Below are 14,915 nucleotides of genomic sequence, written 5' to 3' on the forward strand. Positions count from 1 at the left end.
AAAGTTTAGAAGAAGTTATTGTAGTAATTGGGTAAATACGGGAAGGAAGGAGTAAATTTTTCTAATTTCTGTCAGGTTTGACGGTGTAGAATATTTATTACGAAAGAAATTGGAGAATCAAAACAAAAAAGTGCCAGTAAACTTAGTTTCTGGCACCTGTTAATTGTTTTACTTATTTAATATTAAAGAAAGAGCTGTAGCAAATCGATACTTTTTATTTGAACCATTCAATAGTTTGATAAGTGTGTCTCTATCAATAAGTTCAACATCATTAGTTTTTGCCAATCGTTTAGCTGAAGCAGTGAAAAAATGATTAGTTACGACAATAGCACCTGTTGCATTATATTGCTTAATGGAGGCAACGATTTCTTGAATAGCCCTTATTCCGACCTTACTATTTCTCCTTTTTGCTTGTACAACATATTTTTTTCTTCCTTTTGTTAAAATGAGGTTTGCCCCATAATCAAAGGAAGTCTGAGTGAACTCAGCTCGGTACCCTTCTTTTTCAAAAACTACTTTTAAAAACTGTTCGAACTCTTTCCCATCTAATCGATCGATTTCATCAATAAAAAGATTCTTTTTATTCTTCACAAACAAGTTTTTTATAAAAAATAATGTACGTTTTAAGCCTTTTATTATAAAGAGACCAAATGGTTTATAAATGAAAGATAATACTAAAAGAAATAGTAGGTAAAATTGAAAATCTAATAAATTAGGTTCAATGGACAGGGAATTTAGTAATGAAATGACAATGGTAAAGCATAATGCACTGATTAATAGCAACTGAGTGAATTTTACTTCTTTTATTTTTACCGTTTTAGCTGTATGTCTTGTCATAGATGTCATCCCTTAAAAGAATTTTTTTATAGTATCGCCATAATTTGATGAAATTATGAATTATGCGATAGGTGAGTAAATTAAAAAAATTCACAAACAATAACTGTAATATCGAAAGTAAGGAGATGTTGTTATGACGGCAAACAACGAAATGCCAAAAGACGAAGGAATCGACCACACACTTGGACTTTTAGAAGAGGGCTACAAGTTTATATTAAACAGACGTAGAAGCCTAAAGTCAGAAATTTTTGAGACGAGAATACTTGGAAAAAAAGCAATTTGCATGAGTGGTAGAGATGCAACTGAGATATTTTACACGCCAGATAACTTTAAAAGAGAAAATGCAGCTCCTAATCGTGTCGTGCAAAGCTTATTTGGGAAAAATTCAGTACAAACTTTAGATGGTGAAGAACATAGAAACCGTAAAGAAATGCTAATGTCGATTATGTCAGACGAACGAATTGATCAATTAAAAGAGATTACAAAGCAATTTTGGGAAAAAACAATTGATGAATGGGAAACAAAATATGAAATCATTTTATATGATGAAATGAAGGAAATGTTATGCAAAATTGCTTGCGTTTGGGCGGGGGTTTTAGTCGAAGAAGAAGAACTCAGATGGCTCGCTAAGGAACTAAGTGAAATGTATGAATCTGCAGCAAGCATTGGACCAACTCATTGGAAGGGACGAAACGCACGTAACCAAGTTGAAAAATGGATGAAGGAATTAATTCAAAAAATAAGAGACAAAAAGCTCATCCCACCTGAAGGTACAGCCCTTCATAAATTTTCTTTGCATAAGGATGAAAATGGGGAGTTATTAGATATCGAAACAGTAGCTGTTGAAGTAATTAACATATATCGCCCGATTGTAGCAATTTCTGTGTATATTAACTTTTTGGCGCTAGCAATCATTGAACATCCCGATGAAAAAAAGAAATTAAAAAAAGCAGATGATAAGGATTTTGAAATGTTTGTAAATGAAGTGCGCCGTTTTTACCCATTTTTCCCATTTGTAGCTGCCCGTGCAAATCGTGATTTTACATGGAAGGATTACAAAATTAAAAAAGATACGTTAGCTTTACTTGATTTATATGGAACAAATCATGATGGGGATATTTGGGAGGATCCAGAAGCTTTTAAACCTGGTCGTTTTATTGATTGGAAAGAGGATCGATTCACTTTAATTCCTCAGGGTGGTGGAGATTATCTTTCGGGACATCGTTGCGCGGGTGAAAAGGTTACTTTAGAAATTATGAAGGTTAGTTTGGATTATCTAGCGAACAAACTTGATTTTGAAGTTCCAGAACAGGATTTATCCTTTGAACTAAACGATATCCCTAGCATTCCACACAGCAGAATAATACTTCGAAATATAAGAAGAAAATAAGAAATGCTATACTTTCTCTGAGGTGAAAAAATGTATAAATTGTTATCACATAATGATTTAGATGGAGTTGGTTGCGGGATATTAGCTAAGCTTGCCTTTGGTCAAGATGTAAAAGTTCGTTATAACTCTGTATCTTCCCTAAATCGCGAAATAGAGTTTTTCTTAGAAAATGACAGTCCCGAAACCTTTTTATTTATAACAGATCTTTCTCCAAGTGAATCCTATGAACAAAAACTTGAGAAATTTTATGAGCAGTACCAAAACGTCCAACTGATTGATCATCATAAATCGGCAATGCACTTAAATGAATATGAATGGGGTTTTGTATTAGTAGAAGATGAGTTAGGTCGCTTAACGAGTGCCACTTCATTATTTTATAATTATTTATTAACCAAAGAATTGTTAGAAGAAAAGAGTGCCATTACTGAATTTGTTGAGCTCGTTAGACAGTATGATACGTGGGAATGGGAAAAAAATGAAAACCACAAGGCCCATTCTTTAAATTCCCTTTTCTATTTAGTATCCATTGATGAGTTTGAAGAAACCATGCTAGAGCGCTTGCAAACAAGTGAGCATTTTGATTTCGATGAGTTTGAAAAGAAGCTATTGAATATGGAAGAGGATAAGATAGAGCGTTATATCCGTCGGAAAAGGAGAGAAATAGTTCAAGCTAAGGTTGGCGAACATTTTGCAGGAATTGTTTATGCGGAATCCTATCACTCTGAACTAGGAAATGAATTAGGAAAGGAACATCCCCATCTCGACTATATAACGATTTTAAATATGGGCGGTAAAAAAATATCCTTCCGTACCATTCATGATGATGTGGATGTTTCTGAAATCGCAGGAAGATTTGGTGGCGGAGGACATCAAAAAGCCTCAGGATGTAATTTGATTGAAGAGGGCTACAAATTATATGTTTTAGATACATTCCACCTTGATTCGATTCAAGAAGATGCAAAAAGAAATCGCTACAATTTAAAAGAATCTGCCTTTGGGACAATGTTTAAAAATCGCGATGAAGATATCTTTTTCATTATTCCAGATAAAGAACATTGGATCATTGAGAAAAATAAAAAAGCTCTAAAAGAAACCTTCGAAAAATTCTTGGACGCAGAAACCTATTTAAAAAGAATGTATGAAGCATGGTTAGTACGTGATGAAGAGTTTGTAGAATATTTGATGAAAGAAATAAGGAAAGCCAATCCGTAAACCGATTTTTAATTTGATAATCCGTAAATTAATAATTTGCGGATTTTTTTCTTGTACGAAAAGGAAACGTTAATAAAAAAAGAACTCTGGAAATCTGCATGATTTTCGGAGTTCTTTTTGTTTCTAAAATTTGTACAGCATTTGGAAATGTTCTCGGATGATTTCCACGTGTTGCTCTTCTTAACTAAACTCATACCATATTAAACAACTATACCGCATGAATATAAATTACATCGCTAAGATTCCTGATCAAGCAAACTGTAAAGAAAAACCCATTTTTGACTATCCAATAATTCATCTTTAGGCAGCTGGAAGCCTCCGCCAAGAAACACCGTATTTCCATGAATGGCTATTACCATCGATTCAATTTGACTATCGATTTTTTTATAAACATCTCCAATAGTGGGTTCTAAGTTTTCATCTAGTTCTCCTGAACTTGAATCCTTTAGCTCGTCTTCCGTTGGTAAATGAGCATCTCTAAAGTCGATAGGATGGCTATTTTCTTCCCGACCTGGCGCCATAAGTAAATATTCGGTATGTTTAATACCGTTTGAATTGTTCGTGATTACCCCTTCATCCTCTACGCGAGCAACGACTTCAATCTCATTAAGCGTATAATGATCCAAATAATCAGGGTTTGGATTTGTGACTAGAATGAAATCACCTACCTTGGCAGCTCTTTCCTTGTTTAGCGTATAAGCTTTTTTGTTGAAAATAAAACTATCCAAAGCTTTAGGCTGATATTTTTCAACCTCTTTTGCACTACATAAATGCTGTGTTGAGTCTTTTAAACGCATTAGATGAACAGATTGTTTATACATTGGCTTTACAGCATACACCTTATGTAACTCATTGTTGTAATAAACAAACTGTCCTTTTCTAACTTGAAATAGGTTCAACGAATTCAACCTCCGATTTTCAATCATTTTCATCTTTGAATCTTCGTTAATAATTTAGTTTGGCAACGATTCAACTAAATATAATGATTCCTTATAAAAAATTCAAGTAATATCCGGGTAAATTTTGAATTTTTTGGTTCAACCATAATAAAATCCCGATAATTGATTGTTTTAAATTTAGTAATGTATGATGAAAAGGAATTGAAATTGATAGGGGGATAAAAATATGGAAATAGGATTAACAACCTTCGTAGAAACTACACCAGATGTACATACGGGAAAAGTGAAAACCCATGCAGAGCGGATTCGTGAGGTAGTGGAGGAAATTGTTTTAGCGGATGAAGTAGGATTGGATGTGTATGGTGTCGGGGAACATCACCGAAAAGATTATGCCTGCTCTACACCAGCAGTACTTCTTTCAGCAGCAGCATCACGTACTAAAAATATAAGATTAACAAGTGCGGTAACTGTACTATCGTCTGATGATCCAGTCCGCGTATTTCAAGAATTTTCAACAGTAGATGCGATTTCAAATGGACGTGCAGAGATTATGGCAGGTCGTGGCTCCTTTATTGAGTCATTCCCCCTATTTGGCTACGACTTAAAGGATTATGATGAATTATTTGATGAGAAATTAGATTTATTATTAAAACTTAGAGAAAATGAAGTGATTACTTGGGAAGGAAAGCATCGAGCATCGATAAATAACAGAGGTGTATATCCAAGGCCTGTTCAAGAGCCTTTACCTGTTTGGATAGCGAGTGGTGGAACGCCGCAATCGGTTGTTCGTGCGGGAGTACTTGGATTGCCACTTGTACTTGCAATAATTGGAGGTAGTCCTTTACAATTTGCACCGCTTGTCCAATTGTATTATAAAGCAGCGAAACAAGCTGGGCACGATATATCAAAGTTAACAGTTGCTTCTCATTCCCATGGTTTTGTTGGGGATACGACAGAAGTTGCAATAGATAAATTTTTCCCTCCTACTCAATATGCAATGAATATTATAGGGAGAGAGCGTGGTTGGGGTCAGTATACCCGAGATACATTTGACCATGCACGGAGCTTAGAAGGGGCACTATATGTGGGAGATGTAAAAACCGTAGCAGAAAAAATAATATTCCTTAGAAAAAATGTGGGAATTACAAGATTTATGTTGCACTGTCCTGTCGGTTCAATGCCTCATGAAGATGTAATGAGATCCATTGAATTACTTGGTAAAGAAGTAGCACCGATTGTTCGTGAAGAGGTTGCAAAATGGGAAACAAATAACTAACTAAAAATACGAAAAGAGCTGTGTCATAGAAGTTTACCTATGATACAGTTCTTTTCATTTAATCTAAAAATGTGTGTTTTCAACAAATTTTTACAAAAAATGCATTTTTATAAGGTGAAAAGGATATAACTTATTACTAGATTGGTTTTCAACAAAAAATAATTATTAACAAATATCGAAAGGTTTAAAAAAATTTTCAAATTTTAATGGAATATATTAGAACTTTTTTATTTTTACATCGTCATATAAAGTATGTGCAATCTTGCTGTATGGTTTGGAAATAAATAACAGGAAAAACAAATCTTATATTACTTAATTGTGGAGGCATTCACTTGAATTCTCAAATTTCATCTTTCATTGAAAATTTTAATCTTTTCATGTTCATTTTATTTGCTTTTATGTATTTGTATCAAATTATTTACATGTTCATTGCCTTTAAAGAGAAAAGAAAGCAAAGACAGGTGAATCATAATCAGCATAAAAATAGGTTTGCAGTACTTATAGCTGCTCGAAATGAAGAAGTAGTAATTGGGCAACTAATAAAAAGTATTAAGAAACAAAATTACCCAAAGGAATTAGTTGACATTTTTGTTGTTGCAGACAACTGCACTGACAAAACAGCAATGATAGCTGAACGTGAAGGGGCAATTGTAAGAGAAAGATTCAATAAGGAGCAGGTAGGTAAAGGATATGCTCTAGATTTTATGATCAAGTTTATAGAAAATGAGTACGCTCATAAACAGTATGATGGTTATCTTGTATTAGATGCTGATAATTTATTAGATAAAAATTATATTGCGGAAATGAATAAAACCTTTAACGAAGGCTATCGAGTAATAACAAGCTACAGAAATTCTAAAAACTTTGATCATAACTGGATTTCTGCAGGATATGGACTTTGGTTTTTACATGAGGCAGAATATTTGAATTTACCTAGAATGACATTAAAAAATAGCTGTGCTATATCTGGAACAGGATTTTTAGTGAAAGCAGAAATATTTAAAGAAAATGGTGGTTGGATTCATCATCTTTTAACAGAGGATATTGAATTTTCGGTATCTCAAATTATAAAAGGTGAGAAAATCGGCTATTGCAGAAATGCAGTTCTTTATGACGAGCAACCAGTTACCTTTAAACAGTCATGGCACCAGCGTTTGCGTTGGGCAAAAGGCTTTTACCAAGTATTTAGTAACTACGGTAAAAGTTTAATTAGCGGGGTTTTATTTAACAAAGGAAACCGTTTCTCTTGTTATGATATGGCGATGACAGTCATGCCAGCAATGCTTATTACTTGCTTCAGTATCGCAGTAAATAGTTCGTTCTATTTAGCGGGAATTTTCGGTATTATAGACGGTAAGGAAATCATTCCAGTCACGACATTCGCCATTCTAAAATCATTTTGTTGGTATTTCGGGATATTATTTATCCTAGGATTAATTACAACAATTACGGAATGGAAGAGAATTCATTCTTCAAATTGGAAAAAGATACTGTACACATTTACTTTCCCACTGTTTATGGTAACCTATATACCAATTGCAATTGTCGCTTTATTTAAGAAAGTGGAATGGAAGCCAATTGCACATACGGTGGCGAAATCCATTGATGATGTATTGGATAATGTGAAAAATTAAACAAAATAAATAAGGGACTACACTTGCCTTAATGCGAGTGTAGTTTTTTTGTTGAAATAAAAAATTTAAGATTTCATTATAAATAGCTTTTTATGTAATTAAATCTAACACTATAGTTTGAATTCTGCATTAATTAATGAAAAACAAGCTATTTTTAATACTTTTTCACTAAATATAACGAAATTATGTCAACTATGCTAACAATATATTTTTTGGTATAATTAAAAAGAAAGAAAGATGGAATAAATGATTAGGAGGTAAAATGATATGGAAATAAAGAAGGTTTCAATGATTGGCATGGGGGCAATTGGTTGTTCAGTGGCCCCGGGATTATTTAAAGCGCTAGGCAATGGTTTTCGCGTAATTGCAGATGAAAAACGAAAATCAAAATTAGAAAGTGGAATAGTCATTAATGATGAGACGTATAAATTTCCAGTTGTTTCACCCGAAGAAAAAGGGGATGAAGCTGACCTAGTCATTTTAGCAGTAAAATATGGCCACCTAGAACAAGCGATCGTTGATATTGAGAATCAAGTAGGTCCTAATACAATGATTATGTCATTGTTAAATGGAATCAGTAGTGAAGGAATAATTGCAAAACACTACGGCGAAGATAGGATGATTTATTCATTGACATCAATAAATGCAGTGATGAAAGGTAATGCAGTAAAGGTTTCCCTGGATAGTGGTGAGTTTATGTTTGGGGAAAAAGAAAATATAATATCAGAAAGAGTGAAAGCAATTGCCAAATTGTTTGAAGAGGCAAAACTCCCATACTCTATCCCGGAAAATATTGAATATGCTATATGGAAGAAGTACTTAATAAATACGAGCATTAATCCAATAGCAGCTGTTATGCGTGCAAAAAATGGTTTTTTCCAAGATTTAGATTCGATGAAGCTTGTTAGAAAAAGTATTATAGATGAAGTACAAAAAGTATCAAATGCAGTTGGCGTTTGCTTAACAGACGAAGACTGTGAAGAGATTTTAACAGTTTCAAAAAATTATAATCCTAATGGAAAGTGCTCAATGCTTCAAGATGTGGAAGCGGGAAGAAAAACAGAAAAGGATATGTTCCTAGGCACATTAATCGAATTAGGTGAAAAATATAATGTGGATGTACCAATAGCGAAATTCCTGTATCATATGATTAGTGTCGTTGAAGAGGCGAATGAAAAAGGGATGCAGATCGCATAACTAAAAGAATAAATTTCAAATTGATAATTGCTACCAAAAAAAATCGCTGAAAAACTAAGCGATTTTTTTATTTTTCCTTTCATAGTCATATACTTTATTAAACAAGCATATTTGAAATGGATACGACCAGAGACGTAGTAAAAAATACATTTGAGGGCTCTAGTTTATTTTACAAAGTACTTTATGATGGTATTAAGGATTAAAACAAAGGAGCGACAAATACTTGAAAAAACGATATATCGTAATATTGCTGGCTTTACTTATTTTACTGAGTTTGGCAAATGTTATTTTTGGGCTTTTTTCCAATAAAGGAAATAAGGAAGTCAATATCTCAGGAAAATCATTTCAAAATATAGAAATTGATACGGATAATACGACCGTTAATTTAATAGAAGCAAAGGATAAAGCGTATGTTCAGCTTAATAATAGCAATGAACATGTTAAGGTTGAGACGGAAGGGAACACTTTGGATATTGAAGTAAATAAGAAATGGTGGCGTAGCTGGTTTTCTTTTGACTTTAATTGGTCAACACCAGAATTAAATGTGTATCTTCCGAAGGAGATTTATCAAACCATTAAAATTGAAACAAAAAATGGTGAGGTTAATATGACAAACTTCAAGGCTGAAGAAGTAAACATTAAAACGAAAAACGGAAAAATTGTTGTGAATGGACTAGAAAGTACGTATATATATACTGAAACAGATAACGGTAAAGTGGAATTGAATAACGTAGTAGGAAAGATTATTGGGAAAACAGACAATGGAAGTATTACAGTTGTTAAAGACTCGTTAAATAGTCCAATGGATTTGGAAGCGGATAATGGAAAAATTATAATCTATACAAAGGAAGCACCAGAAAATGTATCCTTTGAATTAAAAACAGATAATGGTCATATTTCGGTATTCGGCTCTGAATTTTTTGATACGGTGGTAGGAAACGGTGAAAATCGAATAAAACTTGAGACGGATAATGGGGATATAAATATCCAACGTCAGTAAGATATTATGAGGCTTAACCGGCAATGCTGGTTAAGCCGTTCTTGTCATTCGTTTTAACAAATAGTTAATGATAATATATTAATAGAGCAACATCTTTGTGGTTTGATGAAAGAATAAAGTGTAAAGGTGAGTTATTGAATGAGTGATTTAACTGTAATAGACGTGAACAGGTGTTATAAAGAGGCAGAACAAAAGGCTTCCCAATACTTCTCCTTACTACAACATCAAATTCAACACCAGTCTTATATCCAATCTTTAACAGAAGACATTCGAATATGGAAAAAGTATCATGTACATACTTCGGTACTTTCTATTTTTTCAAGTAAAAATCAAAATAAACCGAATAGCACCGATTATCAGCAATATTTGAAATGGCTAGATTATAAAGGAAAATTAAAGAGTTATTTAGAGCGTAGTGTATCTTATATATTTTTGCGTGATTTAGGAAAAACATTAGATAATTTACAATCACAAAAACGTATTCATCATATCGTCGAAGACCTTATCGAACAAATAAAAAATCCAGAAAAAAAGCAAAATGGATTAACGGATCTATTTAATCTTTCAGGTATGTTCCGAAAAGCTCAAAAGGAGAAAATAGAAACAACAATTATATGGCTGTTTGAAAAGCTCCATGAAGTAGAAAAGAATTTGCCAGAAAAAATGGATGGACTTAATGCGAAAAGAAAACTGGTTAAAATAATCGCAGGAGTTTTAATGCATGTAAATGAGGAAACATATGAGTCTTTATCTGAAGGAGAACGTGTTAAGAGGCTTGAAGATGCTATTCGTTTAGGGTATTCCTATGGATTAACCTACCCTTTCATCGATGATTTATTAGATTCGAACGTATTAAATTCAGATGAGAAGAAGCGATATTCAAAATTAATTGAAAGAACTCTTACGACTGGTGAAGTTCCTGATTTTGGCGTGTGGGAAGGTACAAATCAACGTCTCATGCAGTACATTCATTCAGAACTAAAAGAAGCTTTTATGTGCATAAAGCAATATCAAAAGGAGCCATCAAAATTTTTTGAGCAGGCTTATGTATTTTTTAAATCCCAGGAAATCGATCGAGAGAAAAGTTTATCAAATCCTAGTTATACAAATGAGGAATTATTTATCCCCATTATTTTAAAGTCTTCTTCATCTAGATTGATAGCGAGAACCATTGTAAATGTTGAAGAAGATGAAGGATTTGATCAACGAACATTCCTATATGGAATTTATAATCAACTTGCAGATGATTTTTCCGATTTGTTTCAAGATCAAAAGGACGGGGCAGTGACGCCTTATACTTATTATTTGAAATATTATAAGACTCGTAATGATTTATTTAACCCTTTTGAATTGTATTGGGTTGTTATAGAGAATTTAATTCAAAATGTTTATCACTCAGATTCAAAAACACGAGAAGTTATATTAGACCGAGCGATTAATGGACTAAAGCGATTCAAAGAAAAAGTTGGAAATGAAACCTATCATCATGTAATGGATACTTTCAAACTAAGAAATAGACCACTTTATCAGCTGATCGATAAAATGGTAAAAAAGGCAGATGATGTTGATTTTTATGATAAGCTTCTTCGAGATCGAATGTTGGAAGTATTTAGAAAAGATAAGGAAGAGCAACAACAATTTATAAATACGATTGAAAATGTTCGAGCGTTAATCAATGAAAATTTAACAATCGATTATAACAATCCTTTAGATAGCGAGCCTGTAATAGAAGCAGCAAATTATAGCTTAAAGGTCGGTGGGAAAAGATTGCGGCCAATCATGACTTGGTTTATGGGAGTCAATGTTTATAATTTAAATGAAGCTGCGATTTTGCCTCTTTTAAAATCATTGGAGTATATGCATACCGCTTCTCTAATCTTTGATGACCTTCCTACACAGGATAACGCCTCAACACGTCGCGGAAATCCAACCGTACATGAAATCTATAATACGTCTATTGCAGAACTATCAGGTCTTTTCTTAACGCAGAAGGCTTTTGAAGAGCAGGCTTCAATGAACCATTTCGATGCTAAATCGGTTTTACGATTGATTCAGTATGCAGCACGAATGACTGCGGAAATGTGTCAAGGGCAGGCGATGGACTTACAGTCGAAGGGTAAATCACTATCCTTAGAGGAATTAAATACGATTAGTTTTTATAAAACAGGTTTAGGGTTTGAAGCTTGCTTAGTTATGCCTGCAATTTTAGCTAATGCAAGTGAAGAAGAAAAAGACTCAATTAAAAAATTTGCACGTCACGCTGGTATTGCATTTCAAATAAAAGATGATTTATTAGATGTTATAGGGGATACAAAATTACTAGGTAAGAAGATTGGAAAGGATGTAGAAAACAATAATTCTACATTTGTATCCATACTAGGTATGGATGGAGCGAAAAAGGAAATGTGGAATCACTATTGCATTGCGATGGAATCTCTAGAAAACATTCCTCGCAACACAGCCTTCTTGAAGCATTTTTTAAACTATATTGTAAATAGAGAAAAATAACAAAAGAGTATTTTCCAAGGATTCCCCTTGGAAAGTACTCTTTATTTTGTGCTTGGTTCTATTTGTGGATTTTTTAATAGCCTTTGTTTTTTTCCAAAATAGTTAACGATTAATACACCTGTAATCGCAATGACTCCCCCAAGTATCGAAAGCATAGATGGTAAATCATTAATCCAGACCCAAGCAACGATGATGGCAATTACAGGTTCTATGTAAAGTATGCTTGAAATCGAGCTAGCACTTGCTAAGGATAATGCGATCGACCATGTTAAATAGGCAATAGAAGTTGGGAAAATACCGATAAAGATTGCAGTAAGGTTTGCTTCTAATGTAGCTGTTTGGATATCATTGAACAATCCTGGTACAAAATATAAAAAAGGAATTGTACCAATCCATGTAAAGTAAGCTGTTAACTCAATAGCGGAATATTTTTCAAACAATGGCTTTTGATAAACAAAGAATAGGGATGTTGCAATGGCAGCCATTAAGATTAATACTACTCCTGGTGAAAAGCCTAAACCATCTCCAGAGCCAATAGAGATAAGTAGAATCCCAATAAAACCAAAGCCAAGTCCCATCCAGCCAATTGTTCCAAGCCGTTCCTTTAAAATCCAAATAGCAAATAGTGTTGTGAAAATAGGGCTAGTTCCGATAATCAGTCCTGCGGTACCAGCGCTTACGGTTTCTTGACCAAAAGTAACACATAGATGATAACCACTTATACCTACAAGTGCAACAAAGGTTATTCTTAATAAATCTCTTTTTGTAGGTAAACGGAACTTAATATTAGGTAAGAATGCAATAATCAAAAATATAATGGATGCTATCAGAAATCGAACTAAGATTAAATGTCCTGCTGAGTAGCCTCCTTGAAGGCTTACGCTAATGGCAGCAAAAGTTGAGCCCCAAATTAAGACGGTGATTAATGCTAGAATAATCGCTTTTGAATTCAATGGAACCACCTAACTTTCTCGTGTCAGAAATATCAGTCAATTAATCTTATATCTTAAAAATTCAATAATCAATACTATTTTTTCAACTAAAAAAGCACATTTGGTAACGTGCTTTTTTAAAGAATTATTTATTGTAAATGATTTGGATGCTTCATTTGTTTTTTCTGTGAATCAAGAGTTTCGGTAAAAATATTATTATTATTTAAAGGGTTTTCATTGAATTTGCCATATTGAATAAGCTGTATCAAATTTTGAATATCTTCTTTCGTAGCAGGCTGTTTTTCCGGTTTTAATGTATAACCTAATTGACCACTAGTTTCAATTGTGGCATATTGAACATCATTTATTGAAATAATTCCTTCTTGACGCAATCTAGCTTCTAATTGATCAACAGGTAACCGTAGTTTGTGTAAATTTTTTTCATTTAAATGACCGTTTTCGATTACTGATATAGCTTTACCTGAAATTGCAGTTTCAGTAGCATTATTTTTTAATTGAATATACTCGGTTATTACTAAGCATAAAACGAGGATAAATGCCACAATAAAAGTTGGAAACAAACCTCTCCCTGTTACTGGTTGAATTAACAATGAACCAATGGCGATCATAATAACGGTTTGAGGGATAGTCATTTGTGAAATCGATTTTCGTCCGCTTATTTTTAAAATAATAGTACCGATAGAAAATATCAAAATAGTTTCCCAAACTATTGTAAAATCCATAATTTTAACTCCTTATAAATAATTATTACTATTGTTTGTTGTTTAAATTTAAATATACTTAATAAAAAAGCCCATCTTCATTAAAAAGATGGGTTTACGCATTAATTAGAAAAATTTCTTTTTACCTTGTTCATCCTTTAAGATTTCGACAGCTTCTCTAAATCGAAGGGAATGTACAACTTCTCGTTCCCGTAAAAATTTCAATGCGTCATTTACATCTGGATCGTCAGAAATGTCAATGATCCATTGATAAGTAGCACGGGCTTTCTCTTCTGCTGCAATGTCCTCATAAAGGTCAGCTATCGGGTCGCCTTTTGCTTGGATATAAGATGCAGTCCATGGAACACCAGCAGCATTATGATAAAATAACGCTCGATCATGGTTAACATAATGATCACCTATACCTGCTGCTTTTAACTGATCTGGAGTAGCGTCTTTTGTCAGTTTATAAACCATTGTAGCAATCATTTCTAAGTGCGAGAATTCTTCCATGGCAATATCATTTAATAGACCAATAACCTTATCCGGAATCGTATAGCGCTGATTCATATAACGAAGAGCAGCTGCTAATTCACCGTCAGCTCCACCGTATTGTTCGATTAAAAACTTAGCAAGCATAGGATTACACGTGCTTACTCTTACTGGATATTGAAGTTTTTTTTCGTAATAGAACATTACTTATATACTCCCCTCACTTTTTCATTAAACTTGCCAAGGCCATGGTGTATCATCTACATTCCAAGGGTAGCTGGAAAAGCTCTTGCCAAAATTCATAAGCGGACCAAATTTTTTCTCGAATTCTACTTTAAGTCTCATACTTTGCTGAGCCGTTTCATTAAACTGTTTTATTGCCTCTAAATCATGGGGATGAGTATTTAAATAGAGATTTAATTCGACAAGGACAAAATCAATTGCTTGTAGCTCTTCCAGTAATTGATAGTACTCTTTAGGCATTTGTTTCGTCACGGTTTTTCCACTCCTTTTTTCGGATCAGGATACGGGCTATATAATTGAGGCCATAATGTACCGTGCATAAGGGCTTGTGCAGGTGGAAACTGTTCCATACCTGGTGGCTGGAAGTGAATGTAAAGCTGAGGGGGCGTTGAATAACTTTTAACAAGTATTGGTTTACAAGGATCAAAAGGACTTACAAAAGGTCTCCAGTATTTAAATTGCGTAAACATATAATCCTCCCTTCATTTATTGCGTCATCCAATATATATGTCGAACGAAATCAGTATATTCGACAAATACGGTTTCGGTTTCGAAAAATTTAGTAAAAAATTG

Annotated in this window: 14 protein-coding genes; 7 read left to right on the top strand and 7 right to left on the bottom strand. The window is 33.5% G+C overall.

The genetic code is table 11. The features are described 5' to 3' along the window. Nucleotides 1-168 precede the first annotated feature (168 nt). Nucleotides 169-837: a restriction endonuclease gene (locus CD30_RS08355; RefSeq protein WP_084077741.1), complete on the bottom strand. Its 669-nt coding sequence runs from the start codon at nucleotides 835-837 to the stop codon at nucleotides 169-171. A 133-nt stretch (nucleotides 838-970) separates the two neighbouring features. On the opposite strand from CD30_RS08355, the gene CD30_RS08360 reads away from it, so the two are divergent. Both CD30_RS08360 and CD30_RS08365 read left to right on the top strand, forming a co-directional pair. Then, on the top strand, nucleotides 971-2,227 hold the full coding sequence (locus CD30_RS08360; protein ID WP_036175194.1) for a cytochrome P450: 1,257 nt from the start codon (nucleotides 971-973) through the stop codon (nucleotides 2,225-2,227). A gap of 30 nt (nucleotides 2,228-2,257) precedes the next feature. Next, nucleotides 2,258-3,439: a DHH family phosphoesterase gene (locus CD30_RS08365; RefSeq protein WP_036175197.1), complete on the top strand. Its 1,182-nt coding sequence runs from the start codon at nucleotides 2,258-2,260 to the stop codon at nucleotides 3,437-3,439. A gap of 236 nt (nucleotides 3,440-3,675) precedes the next feature. Here CD30_RS08365 and CD30_RS08370 read toward each other — a convergent pair whose 3' ends face one another. Continuing rightward, the gene (locus tag CD30_RS08370; protein WP_036175200.1) at nucleotides 3,676-4,338 is read right to left on the bottom strand and encodes a hypothetical protein; all 663 of its coding nucleotides are present in this window, start codon (nucleotides 4,336-4,338) and stop codon (nucleotides 3,676-3,678) included. Nucleotides 4,339-4,564: 226 nt separating this feature from the next. Between CD30_RS08370 and CD30_RS08375 the strand changes: the two genes are divergently transcribed. The 5 genes from CD30_RS08375 to CD30_RS08395 all read left to right on the top strand — a co-directional run bounded on the left by CD30_RS08375 (nucleotide 4,565) and on the right by CD30_RS08395 (nucleotide 11,953). Next, on the top strand, nucleotides 4,565-5,614 hold the full coding sequence (locus CD30_RS08375; RefSeq protein ID WP_036175203.1) for an LLM class flavin-dependent oxidoreductase: 1,050 nt from the start codon (nucleotides 4,565-4,567) through the stop codon (nucleotides 5,612-5,614). Nucleotides 5,615-5,946: 332 nt separating this feature from the next. Beyond that, complete coding sequence (locus CD30_RS08380; protein ID WP_235802024.1) at nucleotides 5,947-7,248, top strand: glycosyltransferase family 2 protein; 1,302 nt, start codon at nucleotides 5,947-5,949, stop codon at nucleotides 7,246-7,248. A gap of 267 nt (nucleotides 7,249-7,515) precedes the next feature. Next, entirely contained in the window at nucleotides 7,516-8,445 is a 930-nt protein-coding gene (locus CD30_RS08385) for a ketopantoate reductase family protein (protein WP_036175209.1), read from the top strand. 223 nt (nucleotides 8,446-8,668) lie between these two features. Next, nucleotides 8,669-9,445, top strand: a complete 777-nt coding sequence (locus tag CD30_RS08390; protein WP_036175212.1) for a DUF4097 family beta strand repeat-containing protein — start codon at nucleotides 8,669-8,671, stop codon at nucleotides 9,443-9,445. A 138-nt stretch (nucleotides 9,446-9,583) separates the two neighbouring features. Beyond that, nucleotides 9,584-11,953 (top strand): polyprenyl synthetase family protein, encoded by a 2,370-nt coding sequence (locus CD30_RS08395; protein WP_036175216.1) that lies wholly within the window; start codon nucleotides 9,584-9,586, stop codon nucleotides 11,951-11,953. A 41-nt stretch (nucleotides 11,954-11,994) separates the two neighbouring features. Here CD30_RS08395 and CD30_RS08400 read toward each other — a convergent pair whose 3' ends face one another. The 5 genes from CD30_RS08400 to CD30_RS08420 all read right to left on the bottom strand — a co-directional run bounded on the left by CD30_RS08400 (nucleotide 11,995) and on the right by CD30_RS08420 (nucleotide 14,812). Further along, nucleotides 11,995-12,906 (bottom strand): DMT family transporter, encoded by a 912-nt coding sequence (locus CD30_RS08400; RefSeq protein ID WP_036175219.1) that lies wholly within the window; start codon nucleotides 12,904-12,906, stop codon nucleotides 11,995-11,997. Nucleotides 12,907-13,034: 128 nt separating this feature from the next. Further along, complete coding sequence (locus CD30_RS08405; RefSeq protein ID WP_036175221.1) at nucleotides 13,035-13,628, bottom strand: DUF421 domain-containing protein; 594 nt, start codon at nucleotides 13,626-13,628, stop codon at nucleotides 13,035-13,037. Between the two features lie 105 nt (nucleotides 13,629-13,733). After that, a complete protein-coding gene (locus tag CD30_RS08410) occupies nucleotides 13,734-14,303 on the bottom strand; it encodes a manganese catalase family protein (protein WP_036175224.1) in 570 nt (189 codons plus the stop codon). 27 nt (nucleotides 14,304-14,330) lie between these two features. Then, complete coding sequence (locus tag CD30_RS08415; protein WP_036175350.1) at nucleotides 14,331-14,582, bottom strand: spore coat protein CotJB; 252 nt, start codon at nucleotides 14,580-14,582, stop codon at nucleotides 14,331-14,333. An 8-nt stretch (nucleotides 14,583-14,590) separates the two neighbouring features. Then, nucleotides 14,591-14,812: a spore coat associated protein CotJA gene (locus tag CD30_RS08420; RefSeq protein WP_036175227.1), complete on the bottom strand. Its 222-nt coding sequence runs from the start codon at nucleotides 14,810-14,812 to the stop codon at nucleotides 14,591-14,593. Nucleotides 14,813-14,915 lie beyond the last annotated feature (103 nt).

Origin of the sequence: Ureibacillus massiliensis 4400831 = CIP 108448 = CCUG 49529, assembly GCF_000772965.1 — a bacterium.
Lineage (GTDB): Bacteria > Bacillota > Bacilli > Bacillales_A > Planococcaceae > Ureibacillus > Ureibacillus massiliensis.